Raw genomic sequence first — 21,694 nt, 5'->3', positions numbered from 1 at the left:
TGCCCTGCAGGAGCAGCGGTCGGGTGAGCGGGGCCGGGGTGGCGGGTGGCGCGTGAGGGGCGCCGGTGGGGACGTGCCGGGGACTTACTGCCAGATCATGTCGTCGGGGGTGGCGACGACCGGCTCCTCCGCCGGGCTCGCGGCCACGGTCACGGCCCCGGTGACGGGTGCGGCGGCCGGGCCGGCGGTGGCGGCCTGGGCGACGGGGGCGGCGAGGGCGAGGACGGCGACCGCGGCGGCCAGGGCGATACGGGTGCTGATCATGGCGTGAGTCCTTTGCTCTGTACGGGCCGGGGGCGCTGGGCCCGGGGCCGTGTCCGGGGCGGGTCCGGGCGGGGTGCCCGGGGTGGTGGCCCGAACCGGTGCGCGTCCCGCGGTGACGCGTTTCCGGTCCTTGCCCGCCGGTCGGTGTTCCCTGCCGGCGAGCACTACCTTCGTCGCCCGCCGCAGGCTCCGGAAGGGCTTCCGGCTGGCCCGAAAGGGCCTTGGACCCTTCCGTCCACCCCGGGGCCGCCCCGGGCCCCGGGCGCCCGGGCCCCTACGGGAAGAAGGGCGCGAGCAGGGGCGCCTGGGCGCGGAGCAGCGTCCACCCGTCGAGCTGGGGGCAGTTGAGCAGGGCGCGCCGGCAGACCGCGCGGGCGGTCGCCTCGGCGTCCTGGAGCCGGCCCGAGAGGACGTAGAGCCCGAGGACGGGGTGGGGCAGCGCGTCCGCGTGGACGGCCACGTGCTCGACCCGCTCCCCGGGCAGCACCTGGCCGAGGACGAGAGCGCGGGTGTCGGAAGGGAGCGTCGCAGCGCCACCGAGCGCCCGCAGGCTCGCGTGGATGAGATACATGCGTACGAGCCAAACAGGAAGGTAGACCCGTGTTCAACGTTTGACGCGGGGTCGTTTCGGGCCATGGACGGTTCCGGCCAGGACCCGGCGGAAACCTGCCCGGTCACCTGCGGTTATGGCATGATCACGATGCCTGAGAAGTTCGCTGGTGCTGTCTCTCGCGGGGGGTTGGAGATGCTGGCCGTTTTGGGCCTCGACACGCGCGCGGAGTCCGTCTACCGCTCGATGCTCGCGCAGCCGCAGGCCGGCGTGGCCGCCCTGGCGGAGGCGACGGGACTCGGTGAGGAGCAGGTGCGGGACGCGCTCGACCTGCTGAGCGAGCTGGCGCTCGTCCGGCCGTCCGCCGAGCAGGAGGGGCGGCTGCGGGCCGTCTCGCCGGACATCGGGATGGAGATCCTGCTCGCCCGGCAGCAGGCCGAACTCGCGGCGCAGCAGCAGCGGGTGGAGACCTCGCGGGCCGCCGCGGCCCAGCTGATCGCCGACTTCGCCGACCTGCGGCCGGCGGAGCCGAGCCCGGGCGTGGAGCAGCTGATCGGTCTCGACCGGATACGGGAGTGCCTGGCCCGGCTCACCCGCGAGATGACCACCGAGGTGATGACCTTCGCGCCCGACGGCGCCCACACGCCGGAGTCCATCGCGGCGGCCCGCCCGCTCAACGAGGAGCTGCTGAAGCGCGGGATCCGGATGCGGACGATCTACCTCGACAGCGCCCGCAACAGCCCGCACACCGTCGAGTACGTCTCCTGGCTGTCGGCGCGCGGCGCGCACATCCGTACCGCGCCCGTCCTGCCCACCCGGATGATCATCACGGACCGTTCGACCGCCGTCATCCCGGTGAACAGCGACGACACGGCGGCCGGGGCGGTGGTGCTGACCGGGCAGGGCACGCTGAGCGCGCTGTGCGCGCTCTTCGAGACCACGTGGGCCGCCGCGCAGCCGCTGGGGCGGCCGGCGGTCCGGGACGCCGACGGGCTGACCGGCCAGGAGGCGACGACGATCCGGCTGCTGTCCGAGGGCTTCACGGACGAGGCGATCGCCAAGCGGCTCGGGGTCTCCCAGCGCACGTCCCGGCGGATCGCCACCGACCTGATGGAACGGCTGGGCGCCCGCAGCCGCTTCGAGGCGGGCGTGCGGGCCGTGCAGCGCGGCTGGCTGCCCCGCCACCCGGCCTGACGGCCCTCTTCGGGGAGGGCCCGGCAAGGGGCCCCGGGCGGCCCCGGCCGCCCCTCGTCCCGGCCCCCGCCCCGGCCCCGCCGTTCACCGAACCTTCAACCTCGCCCCTCACCCCGGGACTTGAGGGCCATTCAGATGCCTGCCGCACTGGGCTACCCTGTGCCCCATGCAGGGGGAACTGGAAAACGACTCTAGTTTGCGCGGCAGCGGCGCGATGCCGCTCGACGCGGACGACCCGCGCGCGATCGGCGCCTTCCGGCTGCTCGGCGTGCTCGGGTCCGGCGGGATGGGCCGCGTCTACCTGGGCGCGGTGCCGGGGACGTACGCGGCCGTCAAGAGGGTGCTGCCGGCGCTCGCCGAGGACCGGGACTTCCTGAGCCACTTCGGGCACGAGCTGGACAACCTGGCGCGGCTGCCCGCCGGGGCCAGCACGAAGCTGCTGGCGAGCGACCGGCTGGCGAAGCCGCCGTGGTTCGCGACCGAGTTCATCCCGGGCGTGACGCTCAACGACGCGCTGCGGCTGAACAAGGGGCCGCTGCCGGCGGGGGCGCTGTGGCGGCTGCTGCGGGAGGCGGCGGCGGCGCTGCGGACGGTGCACGCGGCCGAGATGGTGCACCGGGACCTGAAGCCGTCCAACGTGATGCTGACCGGGGACGGCCTCTCGCTGATCGACTTCGGCGTGGCGCGGGCGGCGGACCAGAGCCGGCTCACCAAGACGGGGATGATCATCGGCACGCCGGCGTACATGGCGCCGGAACAGGCGGTCGCGGACCGGCGGCTGACGGGCGCGGCGGACGTGTTCGCGCTGGGCAGCCTGGTGCTGTACGCGGCGAACGGCCGGCCGCCGTTCGGCGACGGCTCCGGGCACGACCTGCTCTACCGGGTCGTGCACGGCGAGCCGGACTTCGGGCGGCTCGCGGAGACGGACCCCGATCTGGCGGACCTCGTACGGACCTGTCTGGCGAAGGACCCGGAGGACCGGCCGACGGCGACGGAGCTGGTGGGGCACGCGGACGCGCGGGCGGCCGGGGTCGGCTGGCCGGAGCCGGTGGCGGCGCGGATCGCCGAGCGGGCCGCGTTCGCGGCCGGGGCGCCGACCGCCGAGGCGCTGGCCGAGCTGGAGGCCGCCGACCCGTCGAGGGACGTGGCCACGGCGCCCCTGACCCCGCAGCCGGCGGTCCCGCCGCCGCCCGGCACCGTGCACCCGCTCGACGGGCGGGCGGCGGCGGACGGCAGGGCGCGCAAGCGGCGGAACCGGATCGTCATGATGGCCGTCCCGGTCGTGATCACGACGGGGACGACGCTGACGCTCACCCTGGCCCCGTACGAGATCGGCCGCGCGGGCGCGGAGGGCCGGCCGCCCTCCTCCCCGACGGCCACCCTGACACCGTCCGTCCCGCCGGCGACCACGGGGAAGCCGGGCGCGAAGCCCTCCTCCCCCTCCGCCTCCGCCAAACCGACGGCCCAGCCGTCCGCCGGAAAGCCGTCCGGCGCGGCGACGGCACACCCGCCCTCCGGCGGCGCCGCGGCCGGCGGCGACGGAGGCGGCGCGTCCGCCTCCGGCGCGACGACGGGCGGGGGCACCACGACCTCCGGCGGCACCGTGACCTCCGGCGGCTCGACGACGGGCGGCGGCGGCACGTCCTCGGGCGGCGGCTCGACGTCCGGCGGGAGCACGTCCTCCGGCGGCGGCTCGACATCCGGCGGAAGCTCGACGTCCGGCGGCGGGACGACCACCACCCGCCCACCCGCGACCTCCGCACCCCGCCCCGCCCCCACCACGTCCGCCCCCAGGCCCGCGCCGACCTCGGGCGGCGGCGGTTCGTCGACGTACGCGGTGGAGAACGGGACCAGCGGCGACTGCCTGGCGGAGCGGCAGCCGCAGTACCCCGGCCAGTCCGCCGTCACCTCGACGCGGTGCGGGACCAGCACGGCCGCCGTCGGCTACTCCTGGACGTTCAGGACCCAGGCGGACGGCTCCTTCCGGCTGGTCAGCAAGAGGTCCGGCCAGTGCCTGGACGTCGCCAGCAGCTTCTCGGTCTCGCTCTCCGCCTGCACGGGCGCGGGCTCCCAGTCGTGGAAGTACGGCGCCTCCACCTCGGCGGGCCGACAACTGGTGAACGCGAGCAACGGCCAGTGCCTGTCGGTCAACCCCGGCGCCCTGATCACCTTCACCTGCAACACCTCCCAAGCCAGCCAGCACTGGCGCACCATCGGCGCCCTCTGACCGCCCGCCGCCGGCCCGGCCCCGGGCGGGGTCACTCGCCCCGGGGCCGCCACGCCGCCGCCTGCCGTACGGAGACGACCGCGCCCCACACCCAGCCCGCGGCGCCGATCAGCGCGGCCGCGGTGGCGCATGCGACGAGCAGGCCGTCGGAGACGTACGAGGACCCGGACGCGGTCTGCGGAAGGACCAGCCACGCGCCGACGACGGAGCCCACCAGGCCCGCCAGGACCAGCGGCAGGAGGATGCCGTACAGCGCCGTGGACCAGTACACGCGCGCGTTGCCGGTCAGCGTCGCGAGCGGGGCCAGCGCGCGTCCCTGGCGCAGGAACTCGGCCAGGCCCGCGAACCCCGACGCCATGGCGAGGATCACGATGCCCGCGAGCCCGAAGAGGGTGAGCCACTCGCCCTGGAGCTGGTTCACCCGGGCGGCGGTGAGCCACTCGCCGCCGATGGTGGCGACCTTGGCGCCCATGGGGAACGACGCGTACGCGACCTGCTTGATCCGCTCCTCCGACAGGTCCGCGCCCGCACGGGGTGACAGCAGGACGGTCTGGGTGAAGCCCCGGCCGTCGCCCTGCCCGGTGACGGGCGCCCCCAGGACCACCCGCACCGCGCTCCGGCCGCTGTCGCTCCAGCCGAGGAGTTCCCGCAGGCGGGGGTCGGCCGCGAGGCCCACCTCGCTCGCCGGCACGGACGCGCAGGGCAGCCCCAGGGCGCTGAGCGCCGGGCATCCGCCGGTGACCGTCGTCCGGCCCGCCTGCGGCTCGAACGTCAGCGAGAGGGTCTCCGTCCCGGCGGGCAGGGCGCGGGAGAAGGCGGTCCACTGACCGGCCGTGGCGGTCGGCGGCCGGACGACGAGCGCCGAGGTGCCGATACGGTCCACCGTGGCCTGGGCCGCCCTGGCGTACGAGCCGAGCTGCCCCTGCCAGGCGACCGCCTGGAGCAGCAGGCCGATGGCGATCACCACTCCGGCGGTCATCCGCGCCATGGGGCCGGGGTGGGCCGCCGCGCGGCGGCCCGCGACGAGGAGCCCGGGGCGGCCGAGGCGGCGGCCCAGCCCCGCCAGCCCGCGTCCGAGAGCCCCGATAACGACGGCCAGCGCGGCGGGCAGCGTGGCCAGTGCGCCGGCGGCGCCCAGCCAGTTGACGAAGACGAACGGAGCCGTGCCCGTCGGGAAGAACTCCGGTCCGCGCACGGCGATCAGAACGAGAACGGGACAGGCGACGGCCCACCTCACCGGAGCTCGTCGAGCCCCTCTGATCCGGTTGCCGGACCCGCGCTCGCGGCCGGTCGCGTCCGTGAGGACGACGACGGCCAGCACGAGCAGCAGGGCGGCGAGGACGGCCGCCAGGAACGCCCACCACCACGCGCGGACGTCAGCGGCCACCAGGACGTGTCCGACCCACGGCAGGCGGATGTCGACCGTGGCCGCGAGGGCGATCACCAGGGCGGCCGGCAGGGCCCCGGCGAGGACGGGGTACAGGGCCTCGCCCAGGACGATCAGGGCGCGGTTCCGTGGGGTCGCGCCGAGGACCGCGAGGAGAGCGGTACGGCGGTCCCGGGCGTGCGCCCCGGCGCGGGCCGCGACGACCATGAGGACGGTGGCGGGCAGGACGAGCAGAAGTCCGCCCATGAGCAGGAAGTTCCACTCGGGCTTGGCGTCGTCCTGCTGGCCCACGGAGAAGGCGACGAACCCGGTGTCCGGGCCGAAGCCGACGATCGGATCGACGCCGTCCCCTTCCGCGCGGGTGAAGGGCACGACGTAGGCGAAGAGTTCGTCCGGCGACTGGAGCCCTTCGGCTCCGATGGTGCCGACCGTCCGGCCGTAGCGGGTCGCCAGGTCCCGGGCTCCCGGGCGGTCCCACAGGGCGGGCGAGAGCACGGCCTCGCCGGGCTCGGGCCAGCTCGCCAGGCCGGGCGGCAGCGGCGCGTCCTCGGTCAGCCGGGTGAGGAACACGACCGGGAACTGGCCGCTCCCGGGGACGGAGTCGCCGGTGACGCTCCAGAGGGCCACGGCGGGACGGTCGGGCGCGTCCTGCTGGAACACCGGTCCGCGCGCCTTCCCCCGGGCCTCCTGCCCCTGGTAGGTGGCGTGCGCGGCGACCACGGAGGCGAGGGCGAGGGCGAGCGTGAGAGCGGCGAGGAGGAGCGCGGCGAAGCGGACGCGGCCCGCCTCGGCGCGGCGCCCGGCCTCGGCCCCGACGGCGAGCAGGCGCCGGGTGAGACCGGGGCGGCGGTTCGGGGCGCGGCGGTGGGCCGGCTGGGGGCGGTGGTTCATCGGACGGCCGCCTGCCCGTTCCTCGGTACGGGGACGAGTGCTCCCCCGTGGAGGGTGAGGGTGCGGTCGGCCCGGCTCGCGACGGCTGGGTCGTGGGTGACGAGGAGCAGGCCGCAGCCGTGCTGCCGGGGCATGGCGAACAGCGTGTCCGCCACCTTCTCCCGGGCGGTCTCGTCGAGGGCGCCGGTCGGTTCGTCCCCGAGGAGCAGGGTCGGGGAGTTGATCACGGCGCGCGCCACGGCCGTCCGCTGCCGCTCGCCACCGGACAGCTCCACGCTGGTCGCCGCGTCGGGCACCCCGAGCTCGGCCAGGAGTTCTCCGGCGCGCCGGTAGGCGTCCTCGCGGTCGGCTCCGGCGAGGAGGGCGGCGAGGGCGACGTTGTCGAGGGGGGAGAGTTCCGGCAGGAGTTCACCGAACTGGAAGATCATGCCGATGTGCCGGGCGCGGTGCCGGGCGAGGGCCTTGCCCCGTAACCCCGTCATGTCGGCGCCGCCCACGGAGACGGTCCCGGCCGCCGGCCGGACGAGCCCGAGGGCGCAGGACAGCAGCGTGGACTTGCCGGATCCGCTGGGTCCCATCACCGCGACGGACTCCCCGGGCCCGACATCGAGGTCGAGCCCCCCGAACAACGTCCGCCCGGGCACGTCGTACACCAGCCCCCGCACCGACAGAACCGCTTCCGCCACGGCGCCCCTCCTGCGACTTTCTCTCGCTGTCTTCATGCAATGCGGGGTGACGCGCCCCACGCGCCACCCCGCCATCCCTACGGCCTTTCAGGCAGTGGAATCGTTACCGGTACGAGTAGGACGAGCAGCTGTCCGGAAGGAAATCCACTTCCTGGCACGCCCGCAGCCTGGTCACGTAGTCGGTCGTGTCCGCCGAGCTGTAGACGGTGGTACCGGGCCGCCTTCGTGTCGCTGACCGCCACAGCACCTGGACCGTCCCTCGCCGGCTTGCGAAGGCATCACCGGGGGCGATGGACCGCGACTATGCCGCCTCGTAACGGGCGATCGAAGGGGGGTATTTCAACATGACTCGAAACAGCATGACGGCGGATCGAGCAACGCACCAGCAGCGTACCCGCATCCCGTAATTGCCAGCAGCAGACAACTGGAATGCGTCAAGTGCGGTGATCACCTGGGGACTTTTCGGCGGGTGCGAGTGAGCGTTTGCGGCACATACGGAACGGAACTCAGCGATGGAGACGGCCGAAGCCCTCTCGCGAACTCCCTCTTCTCATGGCTTGTTCGCGCGGCATTCTTTTCGGACAGGTTCTTCCCTAAGTGGCCGAAGAGGCGTTTGGGGCGGCGGTGAAGACCGGGATCGTGAAGCCGTCGTCGGACGGGCGGAAGGTGACGGTGAGGGGCATGCCGATGCGGAGGGACGGCTCGGGGACGTCCACGATCTCCGTCATCATGCGGGGGCCCTCGGCGAGGTCGACGAGGGCGGCCACGTACGGGGTGCGGGTGGTGAAGGGCGGGAGGTCGTTGCGGTGGACGACGGACCAGGTGTGGAGAGTGGCCCGGCCGGTGGCCGGTTCCCAGGCGACGTCCTCGCTCCAGCAGTGGGGGCAGAACTCGCGGGGGTAGTGGTGGGCGCGGGCGCAGGCGCGGCAGCGGCGGATGAGGAGGCGGCCTTCGGCGGCGGCGTCCCAGTAGGGGCGGGTGAAGGCGTCGGCCTCGGGGGTGGCCGTCATCAGAAGAGTCCGATCGCGGAGTCGAGGGACCAGGTCTGCCAGGACATCGCGCCGAGGGCGACCAGCGAGATCAGCGCCATCATCGCGTTCTGCCCCTGCTCGGCCCAGTCGTGGATCATCAGGACGAGGTAGAGGAGGTTCAGGAGGAGGCCGCCGGTGAGGGCGATCGGGGTGAGGAAGCCGGCGGTGAGGCCGAGGCCGAGGGCGAGTTCGGCGTACACGACGACGTACGCCATGAGCCGGGGGCGGGGGGCGACGACCTTCTCGAAGCCGCCGCGCACCGCCGCCCAGCGGTGCCGGGAGGCCACGTCCGCCGCCCACGCGATGCCCGTGCCGCGCTCGAACCAGCCCTTGCGGTCCTTGTGGCGCCAGCTCTCCAGCCACCACAGGCCGAGGCCGATGCGGAGGACGGCGAGCCATTCGGCGCCGGTGAGCCAGAGGGTCTGCATGGGGGGCCTCCTCGGCGTACACCCAAGAATCTGACAGTACGTCAGTTCAGCGCAGGGCCGCCGGGCTCCGCAAGGGGTCGGCGCGCGTGACCGTTTCGCAACCGAAATCCCCGCTTCGGCGAGACCCACTGCGTGTACACGTCATTACGCTCAGCGTTCATGGTCACCACCCCCCAAGAGCCGGTGTACGTCATCGGCGCCGGTCCCGGCGGGCTCGCGGTCGCCGCCACCCTGCGCGCCCGCGGCGTCCGCGCCGTCGTCCTGGAGAAGTCCGGGGACGTCGGCTCCTCCTGGCGCGGCCACTACGACCGGCTGCGGCTGCACACCACCCGGCGCCTCTCCGGCCTGCCCGGCATGCGGATACCCCGCGCGTACGGCCGCTGGGTCGCCCGCGCCGACCTCGTCCGCTACCTGGAGGCGTACGCCGAGAAGCACGAGCTGGACGTCGTCACCGGCGTCGAGGTGCACCGGATCGAGCGCGCCGAGGACGGCACCGGCTGGGTGCTGCACGCGACCGGCGGACGGCGGCTGACCGGCCGGGCCGTCGTCGTCGCCACCGGCTTCAACCACACCCCGACCGTGCCGGCCTGGCCCGGGCTCGACGCGTACGAGGGCGACCTCGTGCACGCCCGCGAGTACCGCAATCCGGAGCCGTACGCCGGGAAGGACGTGCTCGTCGTCGGCATCGGCAACACCGGCGCCGAGATCGCCGCCGACCTCGCCGAGGGCGGCGCCGGCCGGGTCCGGATCGCCGTCCGCACCGCCCCGCACATCCTGCGCCGCACCACCGCCGGCTGGCCCGCCCAGCGCAGCGGCATCCTCGTCCGGCGCCTCCCCGTCCCGGTCGTGGACCTGCTCGGCCGGGGCGTCGCCCGCTTCGCCTCGCCCGACCTCACCGCGTACGGGCTGCCGCGCCCCGACGCCGGGCTCGCCAGCCGCGTCCGCGACGGCGCCATCGCCGTCCAGGACGTGGGGCTCGTCGCGGCGATCCGGGCCGGGAAGGTCGAGGTCGTCGCGGCCGTAGAGGCCCTGGACGGGCACGAGGTGGTGCTGGCCGACGGCAGCCGGATCTCCCCGGACGCGGTGATCGCCGCCACCGGCTACCGCCGCGCCCTCGAACCCCTCGTCGGCCACCTCGACGTGCTCGACGCGCGGGGCCGGCCGGTCGTGCGCGGCGCCCGGAGCCCGCGGCACGCGCCGGGGCTGTACTTCACCGGGTTCACCAACCCGATCTCCGGGATGCTGAGGGAGCTGGCCAGGGACGCGGAACGGATCGCGCGGCGGATCGCCCGCACGGCACCGAAGCGGACGTAGCACCCGCGCCCAGAAGACCCCGCCGCGGCGGGGTCTTCGCGCTTCCGCGCCCCTCATGGGCCCCCGCCCGCGCCCCCTCCCGCGCTTCCTCCCCGCCGCCCCATTCCTGACTGAGCGTCAGTTCTGTAATCTGACTGGGCGTCAGGTCACTTGTCCGGGACGCGTCCCTGCACGGAAGGGCGGAGCGCAACCATGCTTGGATCGACTCACGGCACCTTCACCTCCGGTCTGCGCGCCCGCGTGGAGGCCTGCGGGGAGTCGCCCCGCACCGCCGTCCACGGGCACGCCGCCGCGCCCGGCGACCGGGACGTCAGCGGGCGGGCGCTGTACGCCGAGGTTCCCGACCTCGACCGGTTCTTCCGGCCCCGGACCGTCGCCGTCGTCGGCGCCTCCGACACCGAGGGACGCCCCAACGCCGGCATCACCCGGCAGCTGCTCGCCTGGGCCGGGCGGGTCGGCGCGGAGCTGATCCCCGTGCACCCGACCCGTACCGCCGTCTTCGGCCTCCCCTGCGTGCCGTCCGTCAAGGACCTCGCCGGGCCCGTCGACCTGGCCGTGCTGCTGGTCGCCGACCCGCTGCCGGTCGTCGAGGAGCTGGGCGCGGCGAAGGTGCGGTTCGCGGTCGCCTTCGCCTCCGGCTTCGCCGAGACCGGCGCCGACGGGGCCGCCGCCCAGCAGCGGCTCGCCGAGGCCGTGCGCCGGGCCGGCGTCCGGCTCCTCGGGCCCAACACCAACCTCAACGCCTTCGAGCGGTTCCGCGACGACCTCGACGGCCCGTCCGTCGCCCTCATCACCCAGTCCGGACACCAGGGCCGGCCCGTCTTCACCCTCCAGGAGCTGGGCGTCCGGCTCTCCCACTGGGCACCGACCGGCAACGAGGCCGACCTGGAGACCGCCGACTTCCTCTCGTACTTCGCCTCCCTCCCCGAGGTCGGCGCCATCGCCGCGTACGTGGAAGGGCTGAAGGACGGGCGGTCGTTCCTGCTCGCCGCCGACCGGGCCGCGCGCGAGGGCGTGCCGGTGGTGGCCGTGAAGGTCGGCAGGACCGAGACCGGGGCCCGTACCGCCGCCTCCCACACCGGGAAGCTGACCGGCGCGGACCGGGTCGTGGACGCGGCCATGCGGCAGTTCGGGGTGATCCGCGTCGACGGGCTCGACCAGCTCCAGGACACCGCCACCCTGCTCGCCCGCGCCCGCAGGCCGCTCGCCGAGGGCGTCGTCGTCTACTCCATCTCCGGCGGCACGGGCGCCCACTTCGCCGACCTGGCGACGGCCGCCGGGCTGAGCCTGCCGACGCTGCCGCAGGGCAAGCAGGACGAGCTGCACCAGTGGATCCCGGAGTACCTGAACGTCGCCAACCCCGTCGACAACGGCGGCCACCCCGTCGGCGACCGGCGCGGCCGGAAGATCATCGACGCGATCCTCGCGGACCCGTCCGTCGGCGTGCTGATCTGTCCCATCACCGGCCCCTTCCCGCCGATGAGCGACAAGCTGGCGCAGGACCTGGTGGACGCGGCCGAGGCCACCGACAAGCTGGTGTGCGTGGTGTGGGGCTCCCCCGTCGGCACGGAGGAGGCGTACCGGACCACCCTCCTCGGCTCGTCCCGGGTGGCGACCTTCCGCACCTTCGCCAACTGCATCGGCGCGGTGAAGGCGTACCTCGACCACCACCGCTTCACCGCCGGCTACCGCTCCCCCTTCGACGAGGCGCCCCGCACCCCGTCCCCGTCCTTCCGCAAGGCGCAGGCGCTGATGCGGCCCGGGCAGCGGCTCAGCGAGCACGCGGCGAAGCAGCTGCTGCGCGCGTACGGCATCCGCGTGCCGCGCGAGCAGCTGGTGACGAGCGCGGCGGCGGCGGTCCGGGCGGCCGGGCTCGTCGGCTACCCGGTGGTGATGAAGGCGTCCGGCGCGCGGCTCGCCCACAAGACGGAGCTGGGCCTGGTGAAGGTCGGGCTGACGTCCGCGAGCCAGGTCCGGGACGCGTACCGCGACCTCACCGACATCGCCCGCTACGAGCAGATCGACCTCGACGGGATCCTCGTCTGCCAGATGGTCGGCAAGGGCGTCGAGATGGTGGTGGGGGTGACCCACGACGAGCTGTTCGGCCCGACGGTCACGGTCGGCCTCGGCGGGGTACTGGTGGAGGTCCTGAACGACACCGCCGTCCGCGTCCCGCCCTTCGGCGAACGCGAGGCCCGCTCGATGCTGGACGAGCTGCGCGGCCGGGCGCTCCTGGAGGGCGTACGCGGCGCACCGCCGGCCGACGTCGACGCGCTGGTCGAGGTGGTGCTGCGGGTGCAGCGGATGGCCCTGGAACTCGACGGCGACCTCGCCGAACTCGACATCAACCCGCTGATGGTGCTGCCGCGCGGCCAGGGCGCGGTGGCACTGGACGCGCTCGCGGTCTGCCGATAGGAGCCCCATGTCCGAGGTCCTGCACCGGGTGGAGAACGGCGTCTCGTGGATCACGCTCAACCGCCCCGAGGCGATGAACGCGGTCACCTGGGAGCAGCGGGAGCGGATCACCGCCCTGCTGGCCGACGCCTCCGCCGACCCGTCCGTGCGCTGCGTGGTGCTCACCGCCACCGGGCGCGGCTTCTGCGCGGGCGCGGACCTGCGGGGCGCGCCCGCGGCGGGCGGCGAGCGGGTCGCCGGGGACGTGGCGCGGATGATCCGGCGCGGCGCGCAGCGGTTCGTCGCGGCGGTGCTGGACTGCGAGAAGCCGGTGATCGCGGCGGTGAACGGGACGGCGGCGGGCATCGGCGCGCACCTGGCCTTCGCGTGCGACCTGGTGATCGCGGCCGAGTCGGCCCGTTTCGTGGAGGTGTTCGTACGCCGGGGTCTGGTCCCGGACGGCGGCGGGGCGTACCTGCTGCCGCGCCTGATCGGCCCGCAGCGCGCGAAGGAGCTGATGTTCTTCGGCGACGCGCTGCCGGCGGCGGAGGCGCGGGCGATGGGCCTGGTGAACCGGGTGGTGCCGGCGGAGGACCTGGAGAAGACGGCCCGCGCGTGGGCGGAACGCCTCGCCCAGGGTCCGACCCGCGCCCTCGCCCTGACGAAGCACCTGGTCAACGCTTCCCTGGACAGCGACCGGGCCACCGCCTTCGCGGCGGAGGCCCTGGCCCAGGAACTGAACATGACGACCCGCGACGCCCAGGAGGGCGTGGCGAGCTTCGTGGAGCGGCGGGGGGCGGTGTACGAGGGGCGGTGACCCGGCAGGTCGTGCCGTCCCGGGTGTTCCTATCTGACGGTCTGTCAGTTTCAATGCGGAGCATGATGGGACACGCGGGGATGGCGGCCAGCGCCGTCCGACACCTGAGAGCGGCCGGGGCGCCCACGGCCGTCGAACCCCTCCCCCGGCCCGCGCTGCGGGCCGTCCGGGAGGACGAGCGGGCGCCGCTCGATCCGGCCGAGTTCCGGCGCGTGCTCGGGCACTTCGCGAGCGGCGTCGTCCTCGTCACGGCGGTGGACGGCGACGGCCCGGCCGGCTTCGCCTGCCAGTCCTTCGCCTCGCTGTCGCTCGACCCGCCCCTGGTCGCCTTCATGGTCGCCCGGACCTCCACCACCTGGCCCCGCATCGCCGCCGCCGGCACCTTCTGCGTCAACGTGCTGGGGGCCGGGCAGGCGGCGCTGTGCCGGGCGTTCGCGGTCAGCGGCGCCGACAAGTTCGCGGGCGTGGCGTGGGCGCCGGCCCCGGTGACCGGCGCGCCGCGGCTCGCCGGGGTGCCCGCCTGGATCGACTGCGCGGTCACCGCCGTCCACACCGGGGGCGACCACCTGATCGTGGTGGGGCGGGTGGAGGCCCTGGACGCGGTGGAGGAGGGCGGCGAGCCGCTGCTGTTCCACCGGGGGCGGTTCGGGGGGTTCAGCGGCGGGTGAGGACGCGGGGGACGAGGGGCAGCGAGTCCTCGATGTAGTGGATGATCCGCGGGTCGGACCGCGTGCCGTCCACGTCCCAGGTGTGGAAGAAGCCGCAGGGTCCGCTCACCACCACGGCGCTGTGCCACCGGGGCAGGGTCTCGTCGACGGTCCAGGACCAGGTGTCGCAGCTCTTCCCGGCCCCGCTTCCGTCGTCGTACAGGTTGTGCTGGATCCCCCGCACCTCCGCCTTCCCGTCCGCCCGCAGCGTCACCACACCCCCCTCCCCGTCCTCGTACCGTCCCACGAGGTCCGCCCGGGACGGCTTCGGCGGGTCCTCCGGTCCCAGCACCCCCGTGTACGTCCCGATCCCCGCCAGCGTCGCCGCCGCCGGCACCAGCAGCAACACCGCCAGCAGCCACGGCCGCTTCCCCCAGTCGCTCATGCCCTCATCATGCCTGGCGGCGGCGGATCACGAGGGCCATGAGGGCCGCTGCCGCGCACAGGGCGCCGGAGGCGTACCAGACGACGTCGTAGGAGCCGAAGACGTCGCGGGCGACGCCGCCCGCGAAGGCGACGGCGGCGGCGCCGACCTGGTGGGAGGCGAGGACCCAGCCGAAGACGATCGCGGAGTCCTCGCCGTAGTGCTCGCGGCACAGCGCGATGGTGGGCGGGACGGTGGCGACCCAGTCCAGGCCGTAGAAGACGATGAACAGGATCATCGGCGGGTGCACCGCCGGGGCGAGCAGCATCGGCAGGAAGAGGAGCGAGACGCCGCGCAGGGCGTAGTAGACGGCCAGCAGGCGGCGGGCCTCGAAGCGGTCGGTGAACCAGCCGGAGGCGATCGTGCCGACGACGTCGAAGACGCCGATGACGGCGAGGAGTCCGGCGGCGGCCGTGACCGGCATGCCGTGGTCGTGGGCGGCGGGCACGAAGTGGGTCTTGACCAGGCCGTTGGTGGAGGCGCCGCAGATCGCGAAGGTGCCGGCGAGGAGCCAGAAGGGGCCGGTGCGGGCCGCCTTGAGGAGGACCGTCACCGCGCGGCGGGCGGCGCCCGTGACGGGGGCGGGCTTCTCGGCGTACTCGCCGCCGTACGGGGCGAGGCCGACGTCCGCCGGGTGGTCGCGGAGCAGCAGCCAGACGAACGGGACGACGGCGAGCGCGGAGAGGGCGACGGTCACGGCGGCCGGGCGCCAGCCGTGGTGCTCGACCAGCCAGGAGAGGAGGGGCAGGAAGACGAGCTGGCCGGAGGCGCCGGCGGCCGTCAGGATGCCGGTGACCAGGCCGCGGCGGGCGGTGAACCAGCGGTTGGTGACGGTCGCGGCGAAGGCGAGCGCCATGGAGCCGCTGCCGAGGCCGACGAGGACGCCCCAGAACAGCACCAGTTGCCAGGCGGCCGTCATCCAGACCGTGAGGACGGCGCCGGTCGCGATGACCGTGAGGGCCGCGGCGACGACCCGGCGGATGCCGAAGCGGTCCATGAGGGCGGCGGCGAAGGGGGCGGTGAGGCCGTAGAGCGCGAGGTTCACGGAGACGGCGAAGCCGATCGTGCCGCGCGACCAGTCGAACTCGGCGTGGAGCGGTTCGATGAGCAGGCCCGGCAGGGAGGCGAAGCCGGCCGCGCCGATGATCGTGACGAAGGCGACCGCGGCGACGTACCAGGCGTGGTGGACGCGGGGGGTACGGGGGCCGGGGGCGGGGGTCGGGGTGGCGGGGCGGTGCTCCGTTGTCTGGGCCATGCCACCGAGCATCGTGGCCGGAACCGCACCCTCGCCATTGGCCCGACTGTCAGGTTTCCAACGGATCGGGACACCGCCCCGGCTCCCCGGCCGTCACCCCACCCTCGGCAGCTCCCGGATCGGCCGGACCGCCAGCAGCGCCGCCACCACCAGGACCGCGATGCCGGCGCCCGCGAGCAGCACCGCCTCCGTGCCGACCACGCCGGCGACCGGCCCGGACAGGGCCCGGCCGACGCCCATCATCAGCAGGGATCCGGCCACGTCGTAGGCGTGCATGCGGTTCAGGGCCTCCTGGGGCACGTGGGTCTGGACGGCCGTGGACCACATGACGAGCCAGAACGCGAAGGCGGTGCCGGCCACGAGCTGCCCGGCGGCGAGCGCGGCGACCGGGGCGCCGAGGCCGAGGAGCGCCAGGTTGAGCGGGAGTCCGAGGAGGGCGACGGCGCCGGAGGCGAGGGGGCGGCGGGGGCGGACGCGGAGGGCGAGCAGGCCGCCGAGGGCGCTGCCGGCGCCGTTGACGGCCATCAGCGCGCCGTACACGGCCGAGCCGTGGCCGCCGGTGACCAGGCTCGCGGTGAGCGGCACCATCGGGCCGGCGACGGTCAGCCCGTACACCGTCCAGATGGCGATGACGCCCCACAGCCAGCTCCGGGCCCGGAACTCGCGCCAGCCGAGGGCCAGTTCGGAGGCGAAGGAGCCGCGCTCGCGGTTGTCCGCCGGGGCGGGCGGGATCCGCATCAGCAGGAAGCAGACGGCGCTGACGGCGAAGGTGGCGGCGTTCGCGGCGAAAGCGGCGCCGGCGTTCCAGGCGGCGACGAGGAGGCCCGCGAGCGCCGGGCCCGCCATCGTCATCAGCGCCTCCGCCACCCGCAGCACGGCGTTGGCGCGCTGCACGTCGGGGGCGATGCGCGGGATCGTCGAGGCGACGCCCGGCTGGAAGAGCGCGGCGCCGACGCCGGCGACGACGGAGAGCGCGTAGACGGCCCACAGCGGCGGGCTGCCGACCGCGAACGCGACGGCCAGCAGCGCGGCGCCGGGCAGCCGCAGCAGATCGGCGGTGATCATCATGCGGCGGGCGGTGAAGCGGTCGGCGAGGACGCCGCCGAAGAGGACGAAGACGGCGAAGGCGGCCGTCCACAGGCCGAGCGCGTAGCCGACGGAGGAGCCGGGCCGGCCGGCGCCGAGGAGTCCGGCGGCGAAGGCGACGGGGACCATGCCCTCGCCGAGGACGGCGACGGCCCGGGCGGTGAAGAACAGCCGGAAGTCGCGGTTCCACAGGGGCGGCGGCGGGAGCGTCGCCGGAGCCGGCGCGCCGGCGTCAGACTGGGGGGTGCTGTCCTGGCGCGCGTCCTCGCGCGTGTTGTCCGTCACGGGCAGCCAGTCGTACCACCACGTGGTCTGGACCACCACCGATTTCCCGAGGGGGAGCCCGTGCCGCACCGGCCGCACCGCGTCGTCGTCCTCGCCCTGCCCGGGCTGCTCCCCTTCGAGCTGGGCATCCCGCACCGGATCTTCGGCCGCGCCAAGGACGCGGCGGGACGGCCGCTGTACGAGACCGTCACATGCGCGGTGGCGCCGGGACCGGTCCCGACGGACGCGGACTTCGCGGTGCACGTGGAGCACGGCCCGGAGGCGCTGGAGACGGCGGACACGGTCGTCGTGCCCGCCTCGTACGAGCTCGGGCCGGTGTACCAGGAGGGCAGGCTGCCGCCGGACCTGGCCGCCGCCCTCGCGCGGGTGCGGCCGGGGACGCGGCTCGTCGCGATCTGCACGGGCGGGTACGTGCTCGCCGCCGCCGGCTGGCTCGACGGGCGCCCGGCGACCACGCACTGGGCCTCGGCCGACCACTTCCAGCGGCTGTTCCCGACGGTGCGGGTCGACGCCGACGTCCTCTTCGTCGACGACGGCGACGTGCTCACCTCGGCGGGCGTCGCCGCCGGCCTCGACCTGTGCCTGCACATCGTGCGCCGCGACCACGGCGCGGCGGTCGCCAACGACGTGGCCCGCCGCACGGTCGTCCCGCCGCACCGGGACGGCGGCCAGGCCCAGTACATCGCCCGTCCGGTCCCGGACTCCGGCACCCACACGACGACCGCCGCCCGCGCCTGGGCGCTGGCCCACCTCCACGAGCCGATCCAGCTGCGGGACCTGGCCGAGCGGGAGGCGATGAGCGTCCGCACCTTCACCCGCCGCTTCCGCGACGAGGTCGGCATCAGCCCCGGCCAGTGGCTCACCCAGCAGCGCGTCGAACGGGCCCGTCACCTCCTGGAGACCAGCGACCTCCCGGTCGACCGCGTCGCCCAGGACTCCGGCTTCGGCACCGCCCAGTCCCTGCGCGTCCACCTGATGACGGCCATCGGCGTCACCCCCACCGCCTACCGCCGCACCTTCCGCACCGGCTTCTCCGGCTGATCGTCGTCCTCGGCGGCCTCCGGTGCGCCGGCCCCGTTCCCGTCGGGGTCGACGGTGTCGATCTGCCAGGCGACGACCCCCTTCGTCCCGCCGGCCGGGGTGACGTCGACGGGCAGTTCGGCGGGGGCGTCCGCGACCCGGCGGTGGAGGGGCGCCCCGTCGCACGGCAGGGTCGCCGGTGCCCGGCCGGCGACGACCACCCGCACGCTGCCGGTCCCGACGCAGGCCACGGAGAGGTCGTACGCGGCCCCCGGGTCCAGTACGGCACGGATGTGCGCGCCCTCCGCGGCCGGCGCGCTGCCGCCCTCGACGAACTCCGGGTCGTCCGGCGAGCCGACGGCGTCCCGGGCCCGCTGCCGCGCCGCCTCGTCCGCCGTCCCCGTGTCCCCCGTCTTCTCCCCGGCCGGCTCCTCGTCCACGGTCTCGACCACGTCGGCCGGTTCCGGCGGCGGCGAGCCGTCGCTGCAGCCGGCCACCAGCAGGGGCACGAGGGCGAGGACGGCGAGCACGGCCGGCGGCCTGCGGAGTTCCATGGGGTTTCCTCACGTCGAGGTCGGGCGCGGGCTTCTCCGCTCCGGACGCCGCTCCCCTCCCGCCCGGTTCCGTGCGGTCCCGTGCGGGCCGGGTCCCGTCCGCGCCTTCCCCGGCCGCGTCAGAAGACGAGCACCCCCCGGGCCACCTCGCCCGCCTCCGCCTCCGCGCGGGCGCGGGCGAACTGCTCCACCGGGTAGGTGGTGGTGACGAGTTCGTCGAGGAGGAGGGCGCCGGTGCGGTACAGGCCGGCGTACAGCGGGATGTCCTTCTGGGGGCGGGAGGAGCCGTACCGGCAGCCCAGGATCGCCTTGTCGAGGAACATCGCGGCGGGCGGGAAGCTCGCCTCCGCCGTCGGGGCGGTCATGCCGAGCAGCACGGCCTGTCCGTGCCGGTCGAGGAGGTCGATGGCGGTGCGGACGAGGCCGGTGTGGCCGACGCACTCGAAGACGTGGTCGGCGCCGGCCGGCAGCACGTCCCGGACGCCGTCGGCGGAGCCGAGGAAGTGGGTGGCGCCGAAGCGGCGGGCCAGGTCCTCCTTGGCCGGGTTGGTGTCGACGGCGACGATCACCGCCGCGCCCGCGATCCGGGCGCCCTGGACGACGTTGAGCCCGATGCCGCCGGCGCCGATGACGACGACGGTGTCGCCGCGGGCCACCTTCGCCCGGTTGAGGACGGCTCCGACGCCGGTGAGGACGCCGCAGCCGAGCAGCGCCGCCGAGGCGAACGGCACGTCGTCGGGGATCCTCACGGCCTGCACGGCCCGCACGACGGTCCGTTCGGCGAAGGACGAGTTGGACGCGAACTGGAAGAGCGGCCGGCCCTGCCGGGAGAACGGCCGCCCGGGCCTCCCGATGGCCTTCCGGCACATGGTGGGCCGGCCGGTGTCGCAGTCGGCGCACGCCCCGCAGTTGGCGAGGGTGGACAGCGCCACGTGGTCGCCGGGGCCGACGTGGCCCACCCCCGCCCCGACCGCCTCGACCACCCCGGCGCCCTCGTGCCCGAGCACGACGGGCGGCGGGAACGGGATGGTCCCGTCGAGGACGGACAGGTCGCTGTGGCAGAGCCCGGCCGCCCGGATCCGCACCAGCACCTCGCCGGGCCCGGGGTCCCGCACCTCCAGGTCCGTGACGACCTCTACGTCCTTGCCGTCGAACACCACACCGTGCACGGCGTGCCCTCCCTCTCCTCGAAGCCGGCCTACTGGTTGGGGCGGTCCCCCGCCGCTGCGGCCCGGGCCATCTCCTCCAGCCGGGCCAGCATCGGCATCGGGTCGGTGCCGACGGTCCCGGGCAGGAAGTCCGCGATGCGCTCCGGCGTCCACGCGCCGCCCTCGGCGTATCCGGCCCGCAGCTCCCGGGGCTGCGCCCAGACCGCGATCTTGGGTCCGGCGACGGTGTACACCTGCCCGGTGATGTCCTCGGCGCGGGCGCGGTCGCTGAGCAGGTAGACGACGAGCGCGGCGACGTCCTCGGGCTCGCCGATCTCCGTGAGCTCCATGGGGACGCCGGCGGACATGCGGGTGCGGGCGACGGGGGCGACGGCGTTCGCGGTGACGCCGTACTTGTGGAGGCCGAGCGCGGCGCTGCGGACGAGCGAGATGATCCCGCCCTTGGCGGCGGAGTAGTTGGCCTGGGCGACGGAGCCCTGGTGGTTGCCGCTGGTGAAGCCGACGAGGGTGCCGGAGCGCTGCCGGCGCATGACGGCCGACGCCGCGCGGAAGACGGTGAAGGTGCCTTTGAGGTGGGTGGCGACGACGGGGTCCCACTCCTCCTCGGTCATGTTGAAGAGCATGCGTTCGCGCAGGATGCCCGCCACGCAGACGACGCCGTCGATCCGGCCGTACGCGGCGAGGGCGGCGTCGACGACCCGCTGGCCGCCCGCCATGGTGGAGATGTCGTCGGCGACGGAGACGGCGGCGCCGCCCGCGGCCTCGATCTCCTTGACGACGGCCGCGGCGATCTCACTGGTCGGTTCGGCGCCCTCGACGGAGACGCCGTAGTCGTTGACGACGACCCTGGCCCCCTCGGCGGCGCAGGCGAGGGCGACCGCGCGCCCGATGCCGCGTCCCGCCCCGGTCACGGCGACGACCTTGCCCGCCAAGAAGTTCCCCATCTCCGGCCCCTTCCCGCAGTTTCTGACGGTCCGTTAGATTCTATGGGCCGTCAGATGCCGGAAGACAAGACCCCGGAGGTCCCGATGTCCCTTCCCGCCGCCTTCCACGAGATCGCGCAGCGCGTGAACAACTGGGGCCGCTGGGGCCGGGACGACGAGATCGGCACGCTCAACCTGATCTCCGACGCGGCCGTCCGGGACGCCGCCGCGGGCGTCCGCTCCGGCCTCCGCGTGCCCCTCGCGGTGGAGCTGCGGCAGGACGGCGTGCAGACCGGGATGATCCCGGGCCGGGTCAATCCGCTGCACGTGATGGTCCAGGTCAACCAGGAGCTCTTCGGCCCCGGCACGGTCGCCACCAGCGACGACGCGGTGACCCTGGGCCTCCAGGCGGGCACCCACTGGGACGCGCTCACCCACGCCTCGCACTCGGGCCGGATCTACAACGGGCGCCCCGCCGGCACGGTGACCGCGCACGGCCGGGCCGCGTTCAGCGGCATCCACACGGCCCGGCACGTCGTCGGGCGCGGGGTGCTGCTGGACGTGGCGGCCGCGAAGGGCGTGGACCGGCTGCCGGGGGACCACGCGGTGACGCCGGAGGACCTGGACGAGGCGGCGGAGTACGGGCGGGTGCGCGTCGGGGCCGGCGACATCGTGCTCGTACGGACCGGGCAGATGCGGCTGTACCTGGCCGGGGACCGGCACGGATACGCGTTCCCGTCGCCCGGGCTGTCGATCCGTACGCCGGAGTGGTTCCACGCCCGGGACGTGGCGGCGGTCGCCAACGACACGCTCACCTTCGAGATCTTCCCGCCGGAGATCGAGGACCTGTGGCTCGGGGTGCACGCGCTCGACCTGGTGGAGATGGGGATGCTCCAGGGCCAGAACTGGAACCTCGAAGAGTTGTCCACAGCCTGTGCACAAGAGGCGCGCTACGGCTTCCTGCTGTCCGCGATGCCGGAACCCTTCGTCGGCGGCACCGGCACCCCGGTGGCTCCGGTGGCCCTGCTCTGATCAGGCCCCTCGGCAGCGGCGACCAGGCCCTCCGGTCTCCTCCGGCCAGGCAGCCC

General features: G+C 74.9%; 20 protein-coding genes. 8 read left to right on the top strand and 12 right to left on the bottom strand.

What is annotated here, in order from left to right:
• Positions 1-84: 84 nt before the first annotated feature.
• On the bottom strand, positions 85-264 hold the full coding sequence (locus tag ACFVQZ_RS07660) for a hypothetical protein (protein ID WP_030494837.1): 180 nt from the start codon (positions 262-264) through the stop codon (positions 85-87).
• A gap of 274 nt (positions 265-538) precedes the next feature.
• Complete coding sequence (locus ACFVQZ_RS07655; protein WP_383620392.1) at positions 539-835, bottom strand: hypothetical protein; 297 nt, start codon at positions 833-835, stop codon at positions 539-541.
• A 174-nt stretch (positions 836-1,009) separates the two neighbouring features.
• On the opposite strand from ACFVQZ_RS07655, the gene ACFVQZ_RS07650 reads away from it, so the two are divergent.
• Both ACFVQZ_RS07650 and ACFVQZ_RS07645 read left to right on the top strand, forming a co-directional pair.
• Positions 1,010-2,008: a LuxR C-terminal-related transcriptional regulator gene (locus tag ACFVQZ_RS07650; RefSeq protein ID WP_383620390.1), complete on the top strand. Its 999-nt coding sequence runs from the start codon at positions 1,010-1,012 to the stop codon at positions 2,006-2,008.
• A gap of 166 nt (positions 2,009-2,174) precedes the next feature.
• Positions 2,175-4,235 carry a protein kinase gene (locus tag ACFVQZ_RS07645; RefSeq protein WP_383620388.1) on the top strand — a complete coding sequence of 687 codons (2,061 nt, stop codon included), beginning with the start codon at positions 2,175-2,177 and terminating at the stop codon, positions 4,233-4,235.
• Between the two features lie 31 nt (positions 4,236-4,266).
• On the opposite strand, the gene ACFVQZ_RS07640 is transcribed toward ACFVQZ_RS07645, so the two are convergent.
• The 4 genes from ACFVQZ_RS07640 to ACFVQZ_RS07625 all read right to left on the bottom strand — a co-directional run bounded on the left by ACFVQZ_RS07640 (position 4,267) and on the right by ACFVQZ_RS07625 (position 8,658).
• Entirely contained in the window at positions 4,267-6,513 is a 2,247-nt protein-coding gene (locus ACFVQZ_RS07640; RefSeq protein ID WP_383620386.1) for an ABC transporter permease, read from the bottom strand.
• The gene (locus ACFVQZ_RS07635; protein WP_383620384.1) at positions 6,510-7,199 is read right to left on the bottom strand and encodes an ABC transporter ATP-binding protein; all 690 of its coding nucleotides are present in this window, start codon (positions 7,197-7,199) and stop codon (positions 6,510-6,512) included. The genes ACFVQZ_RS07640 and ACFVQZ_RS07635 overlap by 4 nt, the downstream gene beginning before the upstream one ends.
• Before the next feature lie 593 nt (positions 7,200-7,792).
• Positions 7,793-8,209, bottom strand: coding sequence for a Zn-ribbon domain-containing OB-fold protein (locus tag ACFVQZ_RS07630; protein ID WP_383620383.1), 417 nt, complete (start codon positions 8,207-8,209; stop codon positions 7,793-7,795).
• Positions 8,209-8,658: a DoxX family protein gene (locus tag ACFVQZ_RS07625; protein ID WP_383620381.1), complete on the bottom strand. Its 450-nt coding sequence runs from the start codon at positions 8,656-8,658 to the stop codon at positions 8,209-8,211. The genes ACFVQZ_RS07630 and ACFVQZ_RS07625 overlap by 1 nt, the downstream gene beginning before the upstream one ends.
• A 159-nt stretch (positions 8,659-8,817) precedes the next feature.
• On the opposite strand from ACFVQZ_RS07625, the gene ACFVQZ_RS07620 reads away from it, so the two are divergent.
• The 4 genes from ACFVQZ_RS07620 (at position 8,818) to ACFVQZ_RS07605 (ending at position 13,851) form a co-directional block, all read left to right on the top strand.
• Positions 8,818-9,972 (top strand): flavin-containing monooxygenase, encoded by a 1,155-nt coding sequence (locus ACFVQZ_RS07620; protein WP_383620379.1) that lies wholly within the window; start codon positions 8,818-8,820, stop codon positions 9,970-9,972.
• Between the two features lie 192 nt (positions 9,973-10,164).
• Entirely contained in the window at positions 10,165-12,387 is a 2,223-nt protein-coding gene (locus ACFVQZ_RS07615) for an acetate--CoA ligase family protein (RefSeq protein ID WP_030494847.1), read from the top strand.
• A 7-nt stretch (positions 12,388-12,394) separates the two neighbouring features.
• Positions 12,395-13,183, top strand: a complete 789-nt coding sequence (locus ACFVQZ_RS07610) for an enoyl-CoA hydratase/isomerase family protein (protein ID WP_383620377.1) — start codon at positions 12,395-12,397, stop codon at positions 13,181-13,183.
• Between the two features lie 62 nt (positions 13,184-13,245).
• Positions 13,246-13,851: a flavin reductase family protein gene (locus ACFVQZ_RS07605; protein ID WP_321192744.1), complete on the top strand. Its 606-nt coding sequence runs from the start codon at positions 13,246-13,248 to the stop codon at positions 13,849-13,851.
• Here ACFVQZ_RS07605 and ACFVQZ_RS07600 read toward each other — a convergent pair.
• The 3 genes from ACFVQZ_RS07600 to ACFVQZ_RS07590 all read right to left on the bottom strand — a co-directional run bounded on the left by ACFVQZ_RS07600 (position 13,838) and on the right by ACFVQZ_RS07590 (position 16,940).
• The gene (locus ACFVQZ_RS07600; RefSeq protein WP_383620375.1) at positions 13,838-14,275 is read right to left on the bottom strand and encodes a hypothetical protein; all 438 of its coding nucleotides are present in this window, start codon (positions 14,273-14,275) and stop codon (positions 13,838-13,840) included. The genes ACFVQZ_RS07605 and ACFVQZ_RS07600 overlap by 14 nt on opposite strands.
• A gap of 7 nt (positions 14,276-14,282) precedes the next feature.
• Positions 14,283-15,569, bottom strand: coding sequence for an MFS transporter (locus ACFVQZ_RS07595; RefSeq protein ID WP_036414772.1), 1,287 nt, complete (start codon positions 15,567-15,569; stop codon positions 14,283-14,285).
• Between the two features lie 93 nt (positions 15,570-15,662).
• Positions 15,663-16,940 (bottom strand): MFS transporter, encoded by a 1,278-nt coding sequence (locus tag ACFVQZ_RS07590; RefSeq protein ID WP_383620463.1) that lies wholly within the window; start codon positions 16,938-16,940, stop codon positions 15,663-15,665.
• A 60-nt stretch (positions 16,941-17,000) separates the two neighbouring features.
• Between ACFVQZ_RS07590 and ACFVQZ_RS07585 the strand changes: the two genes are divergently transcribed.
• The gene (locus tag ACFVQZ_RS07585) at positions 17,001-17,981 is read left to right on the top strand and encodes a helix-turn-helix domain-containing protein (protein ID WP_030494853.1); all 981 of its coding nucleotides are present in this window, start codon (positions 17,001-17,003) and stop codon (positions 17,979-17,981) included.
• Here ACFVQZ_RS07585 and ACFVQZ_RS07580 read toward each other — a convergent pair.
• The 3 genes from ACFVQZ_RS07580 to ACFVQZ_RS07570 all read right to left on the bottom strand — a co-directional run bounded on the left by ACFVQZ_RS07580 (position 17,945) and on the right by ACFVQZ_RS07570 (position 20,627).
• Positions 17,945-18,514, bottom strand: coding sequence for a hypothetical protein (locus tag ACFVQZ_RS07580; protein ID WP_383620373.1), 570 nt, complete (start codon positions 18,512-18,514; stop codon positions 17,945-17,947). The two genes, ACFVQZ_RS07585 and ACFVQZ_RS07580, sit on opposite strands and share 37 nt — an antisense overlap.
• 119 nt (positions 18,515-18,633) lie before the next feature.
• Positions 18,634-19,683, bottom strand: a complete 1,050-nt coding sequence (locus tag ACFVQZ_RS07575; RefSeq protein ID WP_383620371.1) for a Zn-dependent alcohol dehydrogenase — start codon at positions 19,681-19,683, stop codon at positions 18,634-18,636.
• A gap of 29 nt (positions 19,684-19,712) precedes the next feature.
• A complete protein-coding gene (locus ACFVQZ_RS07570; protein ID WP_383620369.1) occupies positions 19,713-20,627 on the bottom strand; it encodes an SDR family oxidoreductase in 915 nt (304 codons plus the stop codon).
• Positions 20,628-20,711: 84 nt separating this feature from the next.
• Between ACFVQZ_RS07570 and ACFVQZ_RS07565 the strand changes: the two genes are divergently transcribed.
• A complete protein-coding gene (locus tag ACFVQZ_RS07565) occupies positions 20,712-21,638 on the top strand; it encodes a cyclase family protein (RefSeq protein WP_383620367.1) in 927 nt (308 codons plus the stop codon).
• The last annotated feature ends 56 nt before the right edge of the window (positions 21,639-21,694 follow it).

This window comes from Streptomyces sp. NPDC057854 (assembly GCF_042797055.1).
Lineage (GTDB): Bacteria > Actinomycetota > Actinomycetes > Streptomycetales > Streptomycetaceae > Streptomyces.
Note: the sequence above shows the minus strand (reverse complement) of the source record. Positions and strands in the feature narration are given on the sequence as shown.

What these genes read in the sequence shown, in the direction of transcription:
- ACFVQZ_RS07660 (WP_030494837.1), bottom strand. Translation starts at nt 264, where the DNA reads ATGATCAGCACCCGTATCGCCCTGGCCGCCGCGGTCGCCGTCCTCGCC.
- ACFVQZ_RS07655 (WP_383620392.1), bottom strand. Translation starts at nt 835, where the DNA reads ATGTATCTCATCCACGCGAGCCTGCGGGCGCTCGGTGGCGCTGCGACG.
- ACFVQZ_RS07650 (WP_383620390.1), top strand. Translation starts at nt 1,010, where the DNA reads ATGCTGGCCGTTTTGGGCCTCGACACGCGCGCGGAGTCCGTCTACCGC.
- ACFVQZ_RS07645 (WP_383620388.1), top strand. Translation starts at nt 2,175, where the DNA reads ATGCAGGGGGAACTGGAAAACGACTCTAGTTTGCGCGGCAGCGGCGCG.
- ACFVQZ_RS07640 (WP_383620386.1), bottom strand. Translation starts at nt 6,513, where the DNA reads ATGAACCACCGCCCCCAGCCGGCCCACCGCCGCGCCCCGAACCGCCGC.
- ACFVQZ_RS07630 (WP_383620383.1), bottom strand. Translation starts at nt 8,209, where the DNA reads ATGACGGCCACCCCCGAGGCCGACGCCTTCACCCGCCCCTACTGGGAC.
- ACFVQZ_RS07625 (WP_383620381.1), bottom strand. Translation starts at nt 8,658, where the DNA reads ATGCAGACCCTCTGGCTCACCGGCGCCGAATGGCTCGCCGTCCTCCGC.
- ACFVQZ_RS07620 (WP_383620379.1), top strand. Translation starts at nt 8,818, where the DNA reads ATGGTCACCACCCCCCAAGAGCCGGTGTACGTCATCGGCGCCGGTCCC.
- ACFVQZ_RS07615 (WP_030494847.1), top strand. Translation starts at nt 10,165, where the DNA reads ATGCTTGGATCGACTCACGGCACCTTCACCTCCGGTCTGCGCGCCCGC.
- ACFVQZ_RS07610 (WP_383620377.1), top strand. Translation starts at nt 12,395, where the DNA reads ATGTCCGAGGTCCTGCACCGGGTGGAGAACGGCGTCTCGTGGATCACG.
- ACFVQZ_RS07605 (WP_321192744.1), top strand. Translation starts at nt 13,246, where the DNA reads ATGATGGGACACGCGGGGATGGCGGCCAGCGCCGTCCGACACCTGAGA.
- ACFVQZ_RS07600 (WP_383620375.1), bottom strand. Translation starts at nt 14,275, where the DNA reads ATGAGCGACTGGGGGAAGCGGCCGTGGCTGCTGGCGGTGTTGCTGCTG.
- ACFVQZ_RS07595 (WP_036414772.1), bottom strand. Translation starts at nt 15,569, where the DNA reads ATGGCCCAGACAACGGAGCACCGCCCCGCCACCCCGACCCCCGCCCCC.
- ACFVQZ_RS07580 (WP_383620373.1), bottom strand. Translation starts at nt 18,514, where the DNA reads ATGGAACTCCGCAGGCCGCCGGCCGTGCTCGCCGTCCTCGCCCTCGTG.
- ACFVQZ_RS07570 (WP_383620369.1), bottom strand. Translation starts at nt 20,627, where the DNA reads ATGGGGAACTTCTTGGCGGGCAAGGTCGTCGCCGTGACCGGGGCGGGA.
- ACFVQZ_RS07565 (WP_383620367.1), top strand. Translation starts at nt 20,712, where the DNA reads ATGTCCCTTCCCGCCGCCTTCCACGAGATCGCGCAGCGCGTGAACAAC.